The organism is Pseudonocardia sp. SID8383 (assembly GCF_009864975.1).
GTDB classification, from domain to species: domain Bacteria; phylum Actinomycetota; class Actinomycetes; order Mycobacteriales; family Pseudonocardiaceae; genus Pseudonocardia; species Pseudonocardia alni.
The window spans coordinates 1-16053 of record NZ_WWFY01000336.1 but is presented as its reverse complement, the minus strand read 5'-3'; the positions used below and the strand labels follow the sequence as shown (position 1 = coordinate 16053).

The window sequence follows — 16053 nt, the reverse complement described above, 5'->3', positions numbered from 1 at the left end:
CAGCGGTGTCCGGGGCGGCCGTCGCCAGCGTTGCGAAGGCCCTGGCCAGCCCGGCCGGGGTGGTGCCGAACAGCGGGGCGCCGCAGCCGTCGACGGTGGTGACGCCGACCGGCACCCCGGTCAGCTCGGCGACGGTCTCCCGGACCAGCCGCTGCAGCGGGTGCGCGGGGTCGCGGTAGCCGGCCGTCGGCCACCCCGCGGACACGCAGGCGGCGAGCATCGCGGCGTGCTTGCCCGAGCAGTTCTGCAGCACCGGCGACGGTCCCGCCCCCGCCGCGCGGACGGCCGCCGCAGCCGCCGGCCCCAGCGGAAGGTCCGGGGTGTTGTCCAGGTCGGCCTCGTCCAGCCCGGCACCGGTGAGGATGCGCCGGACACCGTCGACGTGGCCGGGCTCGCCGGAATGCGAGGCGCAGGCCAGTGCCAGCAGCTCGCCGTCGAGGTCCAGCCCGGCCCGCAGCATCGCCACCGCCTGCACCGGCTTCAGCGCCGAGCGCGGCAGGAACGCCACGTCCGGGTCGCCGGAGCCGGTCACGGTGCCGTCGCGGTGGTGCACCGCGACGGTGCCCAGGTGCACCGACTCGACCGTGCCGTCCCGCTCGACGACGGCCAGCGGGACGGCGGCCGCGAGGACGGGCAGGACGGTCGGCGCGGTGGCGGGTCCGGGGGTGCTCACCGGCCCGACGCTACGTCCCGCACCGTGGGCGCAGCCGTCGGCCTCGGGCGGGAACCGGTGCCGGGCCGAGCCCGAGCGCCCGCTCCAGCTCCGGAGACGGGTGGACCGGTACCGGGCCGTAGGCGTTGCCGCGGGCGGAGCGCCGGCGCACCGCGGGCACCCGCATCAGCAGCCGGACGAACGCCGGCGGGGTGATGGTGCGCCCGCGCTCGCGGGCCCGTGCCACCCCGCGCTCGATGCGGACCTGCTGGGCCTGCACGGACACGATCGCGGGCTCCCGCTCGGCCTGGACCGCGGCGAGCGTCGCGGTGCCGACCGTGCCCGCCCGCAGTGCGGGGACCAGGTGGTTCGCCGCGGCGAGCGCATCCTGCAGGGCCATCAGGATCCCGTTGCCGCCGACCGGGGAGATGACGTGCGCGGCGTCGCCGATCAGCAGCAGCCCCGGTCGGTGCCAGGTCGGGACGCGCGAGATGTCGACCGACAGGAGCGTCGCCTGGTTGAGATCGGTGAGCAGCCCGACCCGGTCGGCGAGCCACGGCACGCGCTCGGCCACCTCGCGCCGCACGTACTCCACGCCTGCCTCGCGCAGCGCCGGGTAGCCGCCCTTGGGCAACGACAGTCCGACCTGCCAGCGGCCCGGGCCGCCGAGCAGCCCGACGTAGTGGCGGGTGCCCAGGAACAGGTCGACGTCGGCGTCCGGCGGGTCACCGTCGCGGTGGGGGAGCGCGAACCACAGCAGGTCGGTCGTCGCGCCCTGCGACCGTGCGGTCAGCCCGGCCAGCGACCGGATCCTGGAGAACCGGCCGTCGGCGGCGACGACCAGGCCCGCCGCGAGCTCCTCGCCGGACCGCAGCCGCACCCCGCGCACCGGGTCGTCGGCGGTGCCCGCCCCGAGCAGTCCGGTGACGGCGGCCCCGGTGCGCAGCTCGAAGGCCGGCAGCGCGGCGGCCTCCGCGGCGAGGAAGTCCAGGAAGCGGGCCTGCGGCATCAGGGCCACGTAGTCGTACGGGGTGTCGAGCAGGCCGTAGTCGGTGGTGGTCACCACGCCCCTCGGCGTGCGGAACCGGAACTGACGGGCCGGCACGTGGGGCAGCGCGAGCAGCCGGTCGGTCAGCCCGAGGCGGTCGAGCAGCTCCAGGGTCCACGGGTGCAGGGAGTCGCCGCGGAAGTCGCGGTCGAAGTCCCGGTGGCGTTCGAGCAGCGTCACCGGCAAGCCCGCCCGGGCCAGCAGGTAGGCGAGCAGCATGCCGCCGGGGCCACCGCCCGCGACGATCGTCCGTTCCGCGGTCACCCGGCCATGTTAGCTCACTGAACGAGTATCTTGCTCGTCGAGAGAGTTGAACTGGGGGAGCGGTCGGCGACACAGGAAGGTGCGGGCGGGCGGCGGGTTGCGCCACTCGGTCGCGGTCTCCACGACCTCGTCGAAGTGGGTGTCGAGCAGGTCGCGCAGCACCTGCACCCGGTTCGGCAGCGCCATCCAGGTGATGATCATGCTCATCACCCCGCCCGGGACCAGTCGGCGCGCGATCGTGCCCATGACCTGCAGGCGCAGGGTCTGGGGGAACACCGCCCACGGCAGGGTCGAGACGAACGCGTCGACCTCGGTGATGCCGGCCTCGTCGAGGATCCGGTCCAGGTCGGCGACGTCGCCCTGGACGACCTCCAGCCACGGCTTGTGCCGGCGCAGGTGCGCGACCAGCTCGGAGTCGATCTCGATCGCGAGGTAGCGCGCGTGCGGCCCGAGCCGCTCGCGGATCGGCTCGGCGAGCACCCCCGGTCCGGCGCCGAGTTCGACGACGACGCCGTTCGTCCCGCGCGGGACGACGGCGGCGAGCTGGCGGCACAGCCGCCGTCCGGTGAGGAACGGGGTCGCGAGCTGGTCCATCTTCGAGAACGAGCGTTTGAGGAAGACGGCGTGGTCGGGTCGGGCCATGGGGTCCATCGTGGCGGGCGCGGGCTCCGCGGTCATGTCGGGGCGACCCGGGTCACCCGCCGCGGCCGCGACGATCGTGCGTCCTCCGGCGCCGCACCCGTCGAGCGCGACGCCGGGGGCGTCCGTGCACGCTGTACGTGTCCCGACACCGAAGGAGAGGTACCGCTGTGCCCGCACCGACCACGGAGACCCCCGCGACCCCCGCGACCGTCACGTCCGTCCGCCCGCCCTTCCACCTGGCGATCCCGGTGGACGACATCGAGGCGGCCCGGGAGTTCTACGGCACGCTGCTCGGCTTCGGCCGCGGCCGCTCCGCCGAGCGCTGGACGGACTGGAACGTCGCCGGGCACCAGGTCGTCACCCACCAGGTCGGCGAGCCGTCGGACACCCCGCGCGCCGGCGTGGCCGGGAGCAACCCCGTCGACGGCCACGACGTGCCGGTCCCGCACTTCGGCCTGGTCCTGAGCGTCCCGGAGTTCCGGGCGCTGGCCGAGCGGCTCACCGCCGCGGGCACCGACTTCGTCATCGAGCCCTACGTGCGGTTCGAGGGCGAGCCGGGGGAGCAGTGGACGATGTTCTTCCTCGACCCCGCGGGCAACGCGCTCGAGTTCAAGGCCTTCGCCGACCTCGGGCAGCTCTTCGCCGTCTGAGGTCGGGGAGGCTCCTCCCGCTCAGGACGCGCGGGCGGGGGACGGGGCCGCGGGGAACAGCGCCGCGACCCGTGCCGCCGAGGCACGGGCCCGCGCCGTCGTCCCCAGCACTCCGAGCACCACGACCGCCACCGTCAGCGGCGTCACGACCGCCCACGCCGTTGCGACCCCGGCGGCGGTGCTCGCCGCGGTGGCGACCACGGTCCCGCTGACCGCGACGCCGAACGACTGCCCGGCCTGCCTGCTCGTCGAGGCCACCGCGGCGGCGACCCCGGCCCGCTCCGGCGGCATCCCGTTCACCGCGGTGTTCGTGATCGGCGGGTTGAGCAGGGCGAACCCGCAGCCGAACACCCCGTGCGCGAGCAGGATCAGCCACAGCGGCGTCGTCGGGGAGAGCTGGGAGAAGGTGAGCGCGACCAGCACCATCGCGCTCCCGCCCAGCACCAGCGGCAGGCGTGCCCCGCGGGCGGCGACCATCCGCCCGGACAGCGGCGCGACCACCGTGGTGGCGACGGCGGCCGGCAGCAGGGTCAGACCGGCCTGCAGCGCACCGAGCCCGCGGACGTCCTGCAGGTAGAGCGCGGACAGGAACAGCAGCGAGCCGAACGCCGCGAACGCGCAGACCGCGATCACCGTCGCCGAGGCGAACGGGGCGCTCCGGAAGAACCGCAGCTCCACCAGCGGTTCGGGGTGGCGCCGCTCCCAGACGACCAGGGAGACCAGCGCGACGACGGCCAGCACCGCCAGCCCGAGCACCCCCGCCGACGACCAGCCCAGCCGCGGCCCCTCGATCACCGCTGCCACCGTCGACCCGAGCAGCGCCACCACGAGCAGCTGCCCCACCGGGTCGGCCCGCCGCGGACGGGCGGCCCGCGACTCCGGGACGAGCCGCGCCGTCAGGATCCAGGCCGCCAGCACGACGGGGATGTTCACCCAGAAGATCGCCCGCCAGCCGACGGTGTCCACGAGCAGCCCGCCGAGCACCGGGCCGACGCCGAGCGAGATGCCGACCATCGCGCCCCACACCCCGATCGCGCGGGCCCGCTCCCGGACGTCGGTGAAGACGTTGGTGATGATCGACATGGCGACCGGGTTGAGCATCGCGCCGCCGAGCGCCTGGACCACCCGTGCCCCGATCAGCCAGCCGACCGTCGGGGCCAGGCTGCACAGCAGCGACCCGACCCCGAACAGGACGAGCCCGGTCTGGAAGACGCGGCGGCGCCCGACCCGGTCGGCCGTCGCACCGGCCAGCATCAGGAAGCAGGCCAGCACCACGGTGTAGGCGTCGACGGTCCACTGCAGCTCGGTGATCGAGGCGCGCAGGTCGGTGACCAGGGCGGGGAGCGCCACGTTGATGATCGTGACGTCCATCGAGACGATCAGGATGCTGGTGCACAGCACGGCCAGGATCAGCAGCCGGTGCCGCCGCCCCGCGGGACCGGCCGGCACGACGACGTCGTTTCCCACGGCATCTCCTTGTCCGGAGCTAACGAACCGGTGTCGACCCTAGCCCGCCTCGCGGCGCAGGGTCCGGCGACGGCGACCGGGCGCACCCTCCGGCCCCGGCGGGTGGGTGACGGCGTGCCGGGCTCCAGGCGTCCACAGGTGGGCGGTGCAGAACTCGGCGAGCGGGTCGACCGCGGCGTCGACCACCGTGAGGTGGCCGGAGCGAGGCTTCCGCCCCGGACGTGCCGGACGGTCCGCCCGGTGCCCCCGCGACGGATGACGTAGATCGGGCCGGGGTGGGTGACGCCCGCCGGCCGGGTCGGCATGCTGTCGGCAGGGGCGTGGGCGCGGGAGGAGCATCGATGGTGGAGGCGGGGCCGTTCGTGTCCTGGTCCACGCTGGCGCGCCACGCCCCGGACGGTCTGGCGGTCGTGGACCCGGACGGTCTGTTCCTTCAGCTGAACGACGCTGCGGTCGTCCTGTGCGCCCGCCCCCTCGACGATCTGATCGGGATGCCGGCGCCCTTCGAGCTCTCACGGAACCCACAGGTCGATCCCCTCGCCCTCCTCGACGAGGGCGGGACGGAGCAGGTCTGCCTGTGGGCTCCGGTCGCGGGGGTGCGTCGGGAGTTCGCCTACCGCACGCGACCGCTGCCCGACCACTCCGGGCTCACCGTCGTGACCTTCCGGGACGTGGGCGAGGAGCGCCACCGGCAGCGGCGGGTGACCGCCATCGCCCGCGCCTCGGCGACGCTCGCCTCCGAGGGGTCGATCACCGCCACCCTGGACGCCCTCGCCGGGGAGGTGCTCCAGGCCGATGCGCTGGCCGGGGTGCAGATCCTGACCCTGGACCGGTCGGGCGAGGCTCTCCGGATCATGGGCTCGGCCGGCTTCCGGCGCTGGCCGGACTTCTTCGAACGCCTCGTGCAGTGCCGGGAGCGCGGCGCCGGACTGCGGATGCTGGACGCGTTCGAGCAGCGCGAGCCCGTGGTCGTCGCCGACCGCTGGGCGTCCATCCAGGAGGACCCGGCCTGGCAGCCCCTGCACGAGTATCTCGGGGAGCTCGACTGGAACTGGTTCGCCAGCGTCCCGCTCCTGGTCCGGGGTCGCTCGGCGGGCATCCTCAACGCCTTCTTCGCCCCGGGACAGGTCGTCGGCGGTCGCGCGGTCGAGTTCCTCGAGGCGATGGCTGAACAGGCCGCGGTGGCGGTGGACTACGCCTCGCTGCTGCAGAACGAGCGGGAGCTGGCCCGGCGCGGGGAACGCCAGAAGTTGGCGCGCGACCTGCACGACTCCATCGTGCAGCAGGTGTTCTCGATCGGGATGCAGGCCAAGTCGATGGCCGTCCTCGGCGGACGTGGCGACACCGTGTCCGCCGACAGCGTGCGCCGTATCGCCGACGAGGTGGGCCTGCTCGCCCGCACGGTCCTGGCGGACCTGCGAGCGATGGTGCACGAGCTGCGGCCCTCGGCCCCGCCGCAGCCGGGGTTGGAGGAGGCGGTCCGGGCCCTCGTGGAGAGCAGCACCAACCGGACCGGGCTGCGCTTCAGCCTCAGGATCCAGCAGGGACTGGCCAGGGTGCCGCCCGAGATGGCCGAGGACGTCTACCGCATCCTCGCCGAGGCCGTCCACAACGTCGTCAAGCACGCGAAGGCGGGCCGCGTGACGATCCGGATGGGCGTGCACGACCACACGCTGACGATCACGGTGGCCGACGACGGCCGCGGCCTCGGGGCGGGTCGTGCCGGCGGCGACGAGCTCGGCGGCGACGAGCTGGGCGGCGGTTACGGCCTGACGAGTATGCGCGAGCGCGCGGAACGCTGGGGCGGCACGGTGTGCGTCCGGCCCCGGAAGGCCGGTGGCACCGCGGTGAGCGCCGTCCTGCCCCTGACGCCGAGTGACGAGGAGGGCGTCCCGGCGACGCCCGTGGACCGAGGGAACGAGGCCAGACCATGAACGCTCTCGACGGTACGACCGCGGACCGGCCCGAGGTGGTGACCCGGGTCCGGGTCCTCATCGTCGACGACCACGCCGTGGTGCGGCGGGGGATCCGGGCCTACCTGGAGGTCCTCGACGACCTCGAGGTCGCCGCGGAGGCGGCGGACGGTCAGGAGGCGCTCGAGGGTCTGGAGTCGATGGCGGCGCACTCCGAGCTGCCCGACGTGGTCCTGATCGACCTCCTGATGCCCAGGATGGACGGGGTGGTCGCGACCTCGCGGATCACCGAGCGGTTCCCCGGGGTGCGCGTGGTGGTGCTGACCAGCTTCGGCGAGATGGAACGGGTGCACGCCGCGCTCGCGAACGGTGCGTCCGGCTACCTGCTCAAGGACGCGGAGCCGGGCGAGGTGGTCGCCGCGATCCGGGCGGCGGCGAAGGGGGACGTCTTCCTCGACCCGGCCGTCGCGCGGCAGTTGACCCGGGAGATCGTCGCGCCGCCGACCGGCATCAGTGCGCTGACCGGCCGGGAGCGGGACGTGCTCATCCTGGTGGCGCAGGGCCACTCCAACCAGGCGATCGCCGACGAGCTGGTCATCAGCGAGCGGACGGCACGCACCCACGTGAGCAATGTGCTGCGCAAACTGCAGTTGACCTCGCGGACCCAGGCTGCGCTGATCGCCGTCCGGCAGGGGCTGCTGCCGCCCCAGGCCTGACGCCCGTCGCAGGAGGTCCGGCCCCCTCGCCCGATGCCCGGTTCCGGGACGGCCACCTGGACGGGCACGAGGACGCCGGCCACGGGTGACCCGGGGCCGGCGTCCTCACGACCAGTATCAGCCCGTGGCTGCGGTGCGCCACCCCGTCTGGTAGGTCTCGCGGGCCATGGCCGCGTAGGGGGCGGGGCTGACGATCGCGCGGACGGCGAGCTGTTCGTGCGGCTGCACCGTGGTCTTGCCCGAGCCGCCGTCCGGCTCGCCCCAGATCACCGAGACCTCGGCGCCCAGCGGGACGTCCGGGTTGACGGTGGCCAGCGAGAGGGCCTTGCGCTCGTTGGCGCTGTAGCCGGTGAACAGCGAGAGACCGACGGTGTTGCCGTCGGCGTCGGTGACGGCGTCGTAGTTCGAGGAGCCGTAGTTGGCGTTGGGCAGGTCGAAGAACTGGTAGCCGGGTCCCTCGGTGACCGGTGAGGCGAGGAGCCTCGCGACGTCCTCGGTGTTCCACTCGAGGGTGACCTTGCGGCGCTGGGTGGCGGGGTCGACGGCCTCCAGCGCGCTGCGGCCGATGAAGTCGTGGTCGAACTTCACGAATCCGCCGTAGCCGAGCTCCCAGGGGTTGAGGTAGTAGTCCTCGATCCGGTCGGAGACGAAGCTGCCCGCGAGGGCGTTGATGGCCTCGTAGCTGTTAGGACCGAGCCACTCGCGGTAGGGCCGCAGCTCCTCGCTGGTGTAGACGGCGGGCAGCGGCGAGGGGATCCATCCGGACTCGAGGGTGTTGCACGAGTAGGCGCGTGCCCCGGCGGGCTCGATGCCGAACTCGCGACCGGCCTCGAGGATCGCGTCGCGGACCTTGTCGTAGGTGCCGTACGGGCCCCAGATCTCCAGGCCGGGCGCGCCCGCCATGCCGTGGCGCAGGGTGCGGATGCGCTCCCCGGCGATGGTCATGTAGCCCATCCTGAAGAACGCGACCTGCTCGACGGGACCGCCGTTGACCTTCTCGATGACCTCCCAGGCGCGGGGGCCCTGGATCTGGAAGCGCCATACGTCGCGGGTGACCTGCTTGCCGTAGGGCCGCGACGGCGAGCGGTCGTCGTAGCGGACCTCGACGTCGTAGCTCTCGCCCTGGAACTGCAGCCAGGTCGCCACCGGCGCGCGTCCGACGAAGACGAACTCCTCCTCGTCGAGGCGGAACAGGATGCCGTCGCCGATCACGCCGCCTTCGGGGGAGACCGGCACGAACTGCTTGGCGGAGTCGACCGGGAACGTCGCGGTGGAGTTGACCCCGGTGTCGGTGAAGAGCTTCAGGGCGTCCGGTCCGGAGACCCAGAGGTTGACCATGTGGTGCGACTGGTCGAAGAGCACCGCGGTGTTCTGCCAGGCGGTGACCTCGCGGCGGAAGTTGGTGAACTCGGCCGGCACGACCGGGTAGATGTAGGCACCCAGCTGGGAGTTGCGGAGCAGCTCGACGGTGCTCCCGGACCGGTCCAGCACTTCCTGGAGATTCTTGGCGCTCATCTGCCACCCGTTCTGGTCTCGGTTGTGTTCTGCGCTGACACACGGCCGGACATGGGGGTCGACGGCCATCGTCGCCCACGCTAGGGAGGCCGGAGGGCCCGGCGGCACCGTGGAATGGCGGGAGCCGCACGGCCGGGACGGGCCGGTGCGTCTACGTCATGTGTCCCGGACGGGTCTCGACAAGCGGGCGATGGCCTGTGCGGGTCGCCGTCCTAGCGTCGGAGGGGACCGTACGGCGCGACTGCGGCGCGGGCCCGAGCCAGGGAGCATGACATGACGAGCCAGAGCAGGCCGGAGCTGCCGGGGACCTATGTCTTCGACGGGCCGACCAGCCGTCGCGGTCGCCACATGAACAAGCTGTTCATGTCGCTGGTGAGCGGGACCGCCCGCAGCGAGTTCGTCGCCGACGAGGCCGCGTACTGCGCGCGCTACGCGCTGTCCGACGAGCAGACGACCGCCGTCCTGGAGCGGGACTGGCAGGCGATGCTCGACCTGGGCGGCAGCATCTTCTACGTCTACAAGCTCGCCATGATGGACGGGCTGTCCATGCAGTACCTCGGCGGTGTGTTCACCGGGATGTCCGAGGACGAGTTCAAGGCCGCGATGCTGGCCGGAGGGCGCACCGATGTCTGAGGTGATCTGGGGGCTGGCCACGTCGCACGTCCCGTCGATCGGCGCGGCGATGGACCGCGGGATGACCGGCGAGCCGGTGTGGGCACCGTTGTTCGAGGGCTACCGGCCCGCCCGCGAGTGGCTGGCGCAGCACACGCCGGACGTGGCGATCCTCGTCTACAACGACCACGCCAACGGCGTGGACCTGGACATCGTGCCGACCTTCGCGATCGGTACCGCCGAGAGCTACGAGGTCGCGGACGAGGGCTTCGGCAGGCGCGCCGTCCCGGACGTCGTCGGTGATCCGGACCTGTCGTTCCATCTCCTGCAGAGCCTGGTCGACGACGGCTTCGACATGACCGTCTTCCAGGAGCTGGACGTCGATCACGGCTTCACCGTGCCGCTGTCGGTCTGGACGCCGGAGCCCGGTGACGCCTGGCCCTGCCCGGTCATCCCGATCATGGTCAACGTGATCCGCTACCCGCAGCCCACCGCGGCCCGGTGCTACGCCCTCGGCCGCGCCCTCGGGCGGGCGATCGCGAACTACGACGGCGTCGGCACGGTCGGGATCCTCGGCACCGGTGGCATGTCCCACCAGCTGGCGGGCGCGCGTGCCGGGTTCATCAACCCGACGTTCGACCACATGTTCCTCGAGGCGATCGGGAACGACCCGGAGAAGCTCGCCCGGCTCACCCGCGAGGAGCTGATCCGCGAGGCGGGTTCGGAGGGCATCGAGCTGATCATGTGGCTGGTCATGCGCGGCGCGCTGAACGAGCAGGTGCGCACGGTCCACTCCGCGTACCACGTCCCGGCCTCGAACACCGCCGCGGGACTGGCGCTGTTCGACAACCGGGCCTGACCGCCGTTCCGGGGCCGGCCACCAGGAGGAGCCGTGTCGATCGAACTGCCGGACCGTGTCCCCGCGTCCCGCACGGCGCTGCCGCGCACGGACCGGTGCCTGGTGATGGGGGTCCTCAACGTCACCCCGGACTCGTTCTCCGACGGCGGGCGCTACGACCGGACCGCTGCCGCCGTCGACCACGGTTCGCTGATGTGGGAGTCGGGTGCTGACTACGTCGACGTCGGCGGGGAGTCCACGCGGCCGGGCGCGGAGCGTGTGCCGGTGACCGAGGAGCTCCGTCGGGTCGTCCCGGTCGTGGAGCGGCTGGCGGCGGCCGGCGTCGCGGTCAGCATCGACACCACCCGGGCCGCGGTGGCCGAGGCCGCCGTGGCCGCGGGGGCGGTGCTGGTGAACGACGTCAGCGGAGGCCTCGCCGATCCCGCCATGGCCGGGGTCGTCGCCGCGGCCGGGGTGCCGTGGGTGCTCAACCACTCCCGCGGCGGCAGCCGGGACATGTACGCGGCGGCGGTCTACCGCGACGTGGTGCGCGAGGTCGCGGACGAGCTCCGGATGCGGATCGACGACGCCGTCGAGGCCGGTGTCGACCCGGACCGGCTCGTGCTCGACCCGGGGCTGGGGTTCGCCAAGCTCACCGAGCACAACTGGACCCTGCTGGCTCGCCTCGACGAGCTGCAGGAGCTCGGCTTCCCGGTCCTGGTCGGCTCCTCACGCAAGCGCTTCCTGGCCGACGTGCTCACGGGTGGGCGCGCCGAGGGCCCGGCGCGGCTCCGGGACGCCGCGACGGTCGCGACCACGGTGCTGGCGGCCCGGTCGGGTGCCTGGGGGGTGCGGGTCCACGACGTGGCGGCGTCGGCGGATGCGGTGCGCGTCGTCGGCCGCGCGTCCGCGACGCTCTCACGGCGCTGACCGGGCGGTGTCCGGGGCGACCCGCCGGACTCCGTCGAACCGGGTGCCGGTCCCGGCGACGAGGTCGTCGAACCGTCCCCGGGGCGCGGGTGTCTCGGGCATCGTGGGTCCTTCCCCAGATGGGCACCCGCGATCCTGCCCGGCCCACGGGACATCGGGATCGGCGCCCGGTCGGCCGCCGCCGGGCCGTGCGTCGCGCCCCGGGCAGGACATCCGACGTGGTCGCGCCGGGTCTACGTCACTTGTCCCGGTCGATCCGCGACGGCCGGCGATGCCCGGTCCGGTCATCCGCGTGATCCCTGGTGACGGGCTCGTTCCCTAGCGTCGTAGTAGGTCCGCACGACCCGGACCGGTGGCGCTGCCCGAGGTGGTCTCGCAGGCGGTGCACCGAACCAGGCCACCCAGGAGAGGTTCATACACGATCATGACGTTCGAGAGTCTTGCGGCGGCCCTCGCCCGCGTCGGGAACCCTGTCGAGCTGCTGCGCAACACCGCGGCCCGCGCGCACACGTTCCCGGTCGCCCCGGAGTTCAGCAACTGGCGTTCCGAGCAGCGGGCCTGGGCGGAGTCGTGCGCGCTGCTCGACCAGTCGCACCACATGACCGACCTGTTCCTCGAGGGTCCGGACGCGCTGCGGCTGCTCAGCGACCTGGCGGTCAACACCTTCGCGAACTTCGGGGTGAACAGGGCCAAGCAGTTCGTGGCGGTGAACCCGAGCGGGCAGCTGATCGGCGACGCGATCCTGTTCCACCTGGAGGAGGAGTTGTTCGACCTCGTCGGCCACCCGATGGTCATCGACTGGGTGCTGTTCCACCTCGAGCGCGGTGACTACGAGGTGACCGCCGAGCGGGACGACAACTCCGCCGTGCGCACGGACGGCCCGCCGAGGTTCTACCGCTACGAGCTGCAGGGCCCCACGGCGGCGGCGGTGCTCGAGCAGGCCACCGGCGCCGCGCTGCCCGACACGAAGTTCTTCCACATGGCCGACTTCACCATCGCGGGCCACGCCGTGCGCGGGCTGCGTCACGGCATGGCGGGCCAGCCCGGGTTCGAGCTGTTCGGACCGTGGGCCGACGGCGAGGCCGTCCTCGCCGCGCTGCTCGAGGCGGGCGAGGACCACGCGCTGGTCCGGGCCGGGGCGAAGGCCTACTCGACGGCCAACCTGGAGTCCGGCTGGGTGCCCGCGCCGATCCCGGCGATCTTCGGGGACGACCCGCTGCTCCAGGCCTACCGCGAGTGGCTGCCCGCGTCCGCCGTGGGTGCCATCGGCGGCAGCGTCGACTCCGACGACATCGCCGACTACTACCTGACGCCCTACGACATCGGCTACGACCGCAACGTCAAGTTCGACCACGAGTTCGTCGGTCGCGCAGCCCTCGAGGAGCTGGCGACGAACCCGCCGCGCACCAAGGTCACGCTCGTCTGGGACAACGACGACGTCACCGCCGCGATCGGCTCGCTGCTCGGCAAGGGGCCCGGCGCCAAGTACCTCGACCTGCCGAAGATCCGCTACGCGCTGCACCAGGAGGACAAGGTCCTGCGCGACGGAAAGCAGGTCGGCATCTCGCTGGACTGCGGCTACATCGCCAATGAGCGCGCCATGGTCTCGCTGGCGACCCTGGACAAGGAGCACGCCGAGCCCGGCACCGAGGTCACCGTCGTCTGGGGTGAGGAGCCCAACTCGGCGAAGCCGCAGGTCGAGGAGCACACGACCTGGACGGTCCGGGCCACCGTCGCGCCGGTGCCGTTCGTCCGGTTCGCACGCAACGACTACCGGAGCACGTGATGACCTCGGTACAGAATGAGCGGACCCCCGCGGCCGGGCGTCCGACGGGCAGACAGGCCCTCGCCCGTGCCCTGCGCGACGCGACCTACGAGATCCTCCCCTTCAGGAGCGCCGAGGAGAAGGTGCTCGCCCACGTCCCCACCGACGTCGCGCTCACCGTCACCACCACCGAGGCCAAGGGGCTCGGCCCGACGATCGACCTCGCGGTGAGGCTCGGCGAGGCCGGCTACCGGGCCGCTCCGCACCTGGCCGCCCGGCAGGTCAGGGACCGGGCGCACCTCGAGGACCTCGTCGCGCGGCTGCGCGAGGCGGGCACCGACAGCGTGTTCGTCATCGGCGGCGACGCGGCCGAGGCGGGGGAGTACCCCGACGCGCTGAGCCTGTTGCAGGCGCTGAAGGAGATCGGGCACCCGTTCTCCACCGTCGGGATCGGCGGCTACCCCGAAGGGCACGGGAAGATCAGCGACGAGCTGATCGAGGCGGCTCTGAAGGCCAAGGCGCCGCACGCCACCCAGGTCATCACCCAGCTGTGCTTCGACGGCGACACCACCGTCGACTGGGCCCGCACGGTCGCCGCCGACGGTGTCGGCCTGCCGATCCGCGTCGGCATCCCCGGCGCCGTCAGCAGGCAGAAGCTGATCCGGGTCTCGGCGGGCCTCGGCCTGGGCCAGTCCGCGAAGTTCCTGAGCAAGCAGCAGAACATGCTGTGGCGGTTCTTCCTGCCCGGCGGCTACAGCCCGAACAAGCTCATCGAGCGGCTCACCCCGGCGTTCGCCCGGCCGGACAACAACCTGGCCGGCTTCCACGTCTTCACCTTCAACGACCTGGACAGCACCGAGGCCTGGCGGCAGCGCTGGCTGGCCACGCTCTCCTGACCCGTCCACGCCACCCGAGGAGTCCTGCAGCGATGAGTGCCCAGGTGATCGACGGGCGTGCCTGCGCCCGCGCCCTCAAGGAGAGCCTGGAGGTGGACGTCGCACGCCTCCGCCACGAGGGCCTCGGTATCGGGCTGGCCACCGTCGTGATCGGTGACGAGTACAGCTCCGGCGCCTACGAGCGGCGCCTGCGCCGGCTGGCGGACGAGCTGGGCGTGACCTACTCGCCGCAGACGCTGCCCGGCGACACCGATCAGGAGGCGCTGCTCACCCGGATCGGCGAGCTCAACGCCGACCCCGCGGTGTCCGGCATCCTGGTCCTGCGCCCGCTGCCGTCACACATCGACGAGGCCGCCGTCTTCCGGGCCATCGACCCGATGAAGGACATCGAAGCGGTCCACCCGGAGAACGCCGGGCTGCTCGCCCTCGGCGTCCCACGGTTCGTGCCCTCCACGGCCGCGTCCTGCTTCCACCTGCTCGACACCTGGCTCGACTCCGTCGGCGAGGACCGTGCCGACTTCTACCACCGCGCGAACATCGTGGTGGTGGGCCGTTCGAACAACGTGGGCAAACCTGCGATCTCGCTCGGCTACGAGCGCCAGGCCACCGTGCAGTCCGTCGACGAGTGGGCCGACCGCACCACCGGGATCGGCCGGTACACCCGGTGGGCGGACGTCCTGATCGTCGCCGCGGGCAAGGCCGGGCTGATCAGGGCCGAGCACGTCGGCGAGAACGCCGTGGTCATCGACGTCGGCATCAACGCCGCCACCGGACCGGACGGCAGGGTGCACATGGTCGGCGACGTGGACCACGACGCCGTCGCCCCGCGTGTCCGCGCCCTCACCCCGGTGCCGGGCGGTGTCGGCCCGGTCACCGACGTCTGGCTGCTCCGCAACACGGTCACCGCGGCCCGCCTGCTCGCGGGCCGGCCGATCGACCTGGCCCGGCCGTCCCTGCCGACGCCGGCGCGCGTACTCCTGGAGGCATCGTGACCCCGCCCCTGGGCGCCCAGCACGGCGCTCTGCTGCTGTCCTGCCCCGACGCACCCGGCATCGTGCACGCCGTCACCGGCCTGCTCGCCGAGGAGCGGTGCACCATCGTGCAGAGCGCGCAGTTCGGCAGCTCGACGAGCGGCACCTTCTTCCTGCGGGTCGAGTTCGCCCGCATCGACGGCTCCCCGCTGGACCTCGACGCCCTGGGCCGCCGCGTCGGGTCGCTGGCCGAGCGGTTCGACATGACCTGGCAGCTCGCCGACGCCGCCCGGCGGCAGCGGGTCGTCATCATGGTCAGCAGGTTCGCGCACTGTCTGAACGACCTGCTGTTCCGCAACTCCATCGGCGAGCTGAACCTCGACGTCGTCGCGGTCGTGTCCAACCACCCCGATCTCGGCCGGATCGCGGACAGCTTCGGGGTGCCCTTCCGCCACATCCCGGTGACCGGGGAGACGAAGGCCGAGGCCGAGGCCGAGCTGGTCAAGCTCGTCCGGAGCGAGGACGTCGATCTCGTCGTCCTCGCCCGCTACATGCAGATCCTGTCCGACGACCTGTGCACGCAGCTCGACGGCAAGGCCATCAACATCCACCACTCGATGCTGCCGAGCTTCAAGGGCGCCAAGCCCTACCACCAGGCCCACGCCCGCGGGGTCAAGTTCATCGGCGCGACCGCCCACTACGTGACCGCGGACCTCGACGAGGGACCGATCATCGAGCAGGAGCTCATCCGGGTCGACCACTCGCTGAGCCCCGACCAGCTCGCCGCCCGAGGCCGGGAGGCCGAGAGCCGAGCCCTCGCCCGCGCGGTGCGGTGGCACACAGAGAACCGGATCGCTGTGATCGGCAACAGGACGGTCGTGTTCTCGTGACCTCCGGGGACCTGGCAGACACCACGATCGGCGGGTTCCTCGACTCCCTCGCCGCCCGCGCGCCCGCCCCGGGCGGCGGAGCGACGGCCGCGCTGCACGCCGCGCAGGCCGCGGCACTGATCAGCATGGTCGCCCGCTACACGAGCGGCCCGGCCTACGCCGACGACGCCGACCTGGTCTCCAGGATCCTCGAGGACGCCGAGGCCGACCGCGCCGTGGCCCTCGCGCTCGCCGACGCCGACGCCGACGCGTTCACCGCGGTCACCGAGGCGTACGCCCTGCCG

Annotated in this window: 17 protein-coding genes; 11 read left to right on the top strand and 6 right to left on the bottom strand. The window is 72.9% G+C overall.

Features of this window, described 5'->3' with window-relative positions; genetic code table 11:
- From GTW08_RS07945 to GTW08_RS07935, 3 genes are all read right to left on the bottom strand, one after another.
- Positions 1–673 (bottom strand): asparaginase (locus tag GTW08_RS07945; protein ID WP_346009879.1); only part of this gene is annotated, 673 nt, incomplete at its 3' end.
- A gap of 10 nt (positions 674–683) precedes the next feature.
- Positions 684–1964, bottom strand: coding sequence for an FAD-dependent oxidoreductase (locus tag GTW08_RS07940; protein ID WP_304580106.1), 1281 nt, complete (start codon positions 1962–1964; stop codon positions 684–686).
- A 9-nt stretch (positions 1965–1973) separates the two neighbouring features.
- Entirely contained in the window at positions 1974–2606 is a 633-nt protein-coding gene (locus GTW08_RS07935) for a class I SAM-dependent methyltransferase (RefSeq protein ID WP_161151699.1), read from the bottom strand.
- 167 nt (positions 2607–2773) lie between these two features.
- Between GTW08_RS07935 and GTW08_RS07930 the strand changes: the two genes are divergently transcribed.
- Complete coding sequence (locus tag GTW08_RS07930) at positions 2774–3256, top strand: VOC family protein (protein ID WP_100879905.1); 483 nt, start codon at positions 2774–2776, stop codon at positions 3254–3256.
- A 21-nt stretch (positions 3257–3277) separates the two neighbouring features.
- On the opposite strand, the gene GTW08_RS07925 is transcribed toward GTW08_RS07930, so the two are convergent.
- Together GTW08_RS07925 and GTW08_RS07920 are read right to left on the bottom strand one after the other, a co-directional pair.
- A complete protein-coding gene (locus GTW08_RS07925) occupies positions 3278–4723 on the bottom strand; it encodes an MFS transporter (protein ID WP_304580104.1) in 1446 nt (481 codons plus the stop codon).
- 39 nt (positions 4724–4762) lie between these two features.
- Positions 4763–4909, bottom strand: coding sequence for a hypothetical protein (locus GTW08_RS07920; RefSeq protein ID WP_161151698.1), 147 nt, complete (start codon positions 4907–4909; stop codon positions 4763–4765).
- A 155-nt stretch (positions 4910–5064) separates the two neighbouring features.
- On the opposite strand from GTW08_RS07920, the gene GTW08_RS07915 reads away from it, so the two are divergent.
- Both GTW08_RS07915 and GTW08_RS07910 read left to right on the top strand, forming a co-directional pair.
- Positions 5065–6657 carry an ATP-binding protein gene (locus GTW08_RS07915; protein ID WP_161151697.1) on the top strand — a complete coding sequence of 531 codons (1593 nt, stop codon included), beginning with the start codon at positions 5065–5067 and terminating at the stop codon, positions 6655–6657.
- The gene (locus GTW08_RS07910) at positions 6654–7352 is read left to right on the top strand and encodes a response regulator (protein ID WP_073575433.1); all 699 of its coding nucleotides are present in this window, start codon (positions 6654–6656) and stop codon (positions 7350–7352) included. The genes GTW08_RS07915 and GTW08_RS07910 overlap by 4 nt, the downstream gene beginning before the upstream one ends.
- Positions 7353–7469: 117 nt before the next feature.
- Here GTW08_RS07910 and GTW08_RS07905 read toward each other — a convergent pair whose 3' ends face one another.
- On the bottom strand, positions 7470–8867 hold the full coding sequence (locus tag GTW08_RS07905) for a vanillate/3-O-methylgallate O-demethylase (RefSeq protein WP_161151696.1): 1398 nt from the start codon (positions 8865–8867) through the stop codon (positions 7470–7472).
- A 273-nt stretch (positions 8868–9140) separates the two neighbouring features.
- Between GTW08_RS07905 and GTW08_RS07900 the strand changes: the two genes are divergently transcribed.
- From GTW08_RS07900 to GTW08_RS07865, 8 genes are all read left to right on the top strand, one after another.
- Positions 9141–9500 (top strand): protocatechuate 3,4-dioxygenase, encoded by a 360-nt coding sequence (locus GTW08_RS07900; protein ID WP_073575431.1) that lies wholly within the window; start codon positions 9141–9143, stop codon positions 9498–9500.
- On the top strand, positions 9493–10338 hold the full coding sequence (locus GTW08_RS07895; RefSeq protein WP_073575430.1) for a class III extradiol dioxygenase subunit beta: 846 nt from the start codon (positions 9493–9495) through the stop codon (positions 10336–10338). Before GTW08_RS07900 ends, GTW08_RS07895 begins: the two co-directional genes overlap by 8 nt.
- 105 nt (positions 10339–10443) lie before the next feature.
- Positions 10444–11247, top strand: a complete 804-nt coding sequence (gene folP, locus GTW08_RS07890) for a dihydropteroate synthase (RefSeq protein ID WP_073575516.1) — start codon at positions 10444–10446, stop codon at positions 11245–11247.
- Between the two features lie 424 nt (positions 11248–11671).
- Complete coding sequence (locus GTW08_RS07885; protein ID WP_161151695.1) at positions 11672–13033, top strand: aminomethyl transferase family protein; 1362 nt, start codon at positions 11672–11674, stop codon at positions 13031–13033.
- Positions 13033–13908, top strand: coding sequence for a methylenetetrahydrofolate reductase (locus GTW08_RS07880; RefSeq protein ID WP_073575428.1), 876 nt, complete (start codon positions 13033–13035; stop codon positions 13906–13908). The genes GTW08_RS07885 and GTW08_RS07880 overlap by 1 nt, the downstream gene beginning before the upstream one ends.
- Before the next feature lie 32 nt (positions 13909–13940).
- On the top strand, positions 13941–14900 hold the full coding sequence (locus tag GTW08_RS07875) for a bifunctional 5,10-methylenetetrahydrofolate dehydrogenase/5,10-methenyltetrahydrofolate cyclohydrolase (RefSeq protein WP_073575427.1): 960 nt from the start codon (positions 13941–13943) through the stop codon (positions 14898–14900).
- Positions 14897–15769: a formyltetrahydrofolate deformylase gene (gene purU / locus GTW08_RS07870; protein WP_073575426.1), complete on the top strand. Its 873-nt coding sequence runs from the start codon at positions 14897–14899 to the stop codon at positions 15767–15769. Before GTW08_RS07875 ends, purU begins: the two co-directional genes overlap by 4 nt.
- Positions 15766–16053, top strand: a 288-nt coding sequence (locus GTW08_RS07865; protein ID WP_346009878.1) for a cyclodeaminase/cyclohydrolase family protein, incomplete at its 3' end; no start/stop codon positions are given. The genes purU and GTW08_RS07865, both read left to right, overlap by 4 nt.

Coding starts and splice junctions, on each gene's coding strand:
- GTW08_RS07905 (WP_161151696.1), bottom strand. CDS start 8,867: ATGAGCGCCAAGAATCTCCAGGAAGTGCTGGACCGGTCCGGGAGCACC.
- GTW08_RS07880 (WP_073575428.1), top strand. CDS start 13,033: ATGACCTCGGTACAGAATGAGCGGACCCCCGCGGCCGGGCGTCCGACG.
- GTW08_RS07895 (WP_073575430.1), top strand. CDS start 9,493: ATGTCTGAGGTGATCTGGGGGCTGGCCACGTCGCACGTCCCGTCGATC.
- GTW08_RS07900 (WP_073575431.1), top strand. CDS start 9,141: ATGACGAGCCAGAGCAGGCCGGAGCTGCCGGGGACCTATGTCTTCGAC.
- GTW08_RS07910 (WP_073575433.1), top strand. CDS start 6,654: ATGAACGCTCTCGACGGTACGACCGCGGACCGGCCCGAGGTGGTGACC.
- GTW08_RS07935 (WP_161151699.1), bottom strand. CDS start 2,606: ATGGCCCGACCCGACCACGCCGTCTTCCTCAAACGCTCGTTCTCGAAG.
- GTW08_RS07875 (WP_073575427.1), top strand. CDS start 13,941: ATGAGTGCCCAGGTGATCGACGGGCGTGCCTGCGCCCGCGCCCTCAAG.
- GTW08_RS07885 (WP_161151695.1), top strand. CDS start 11,672: ATGACGTTCGAGAGTCTTGCGGCGGCCCTCGCCCGCGTCGGGAACCCT.
- folP (WP_073575516.1), top strand. CDS start 10,444: ATGGGGGTCCTCAACGTCACCCCGGACTCGTTCTCCGACGGCGGGCGC.
- GTW08_RS07915 (WP_161151697.1), top strand. CDS start 5,065: ATGGTGGAGGCGGGGCCGTTCGTGTCCTGGTCCACGCTGGCGCGCCAC.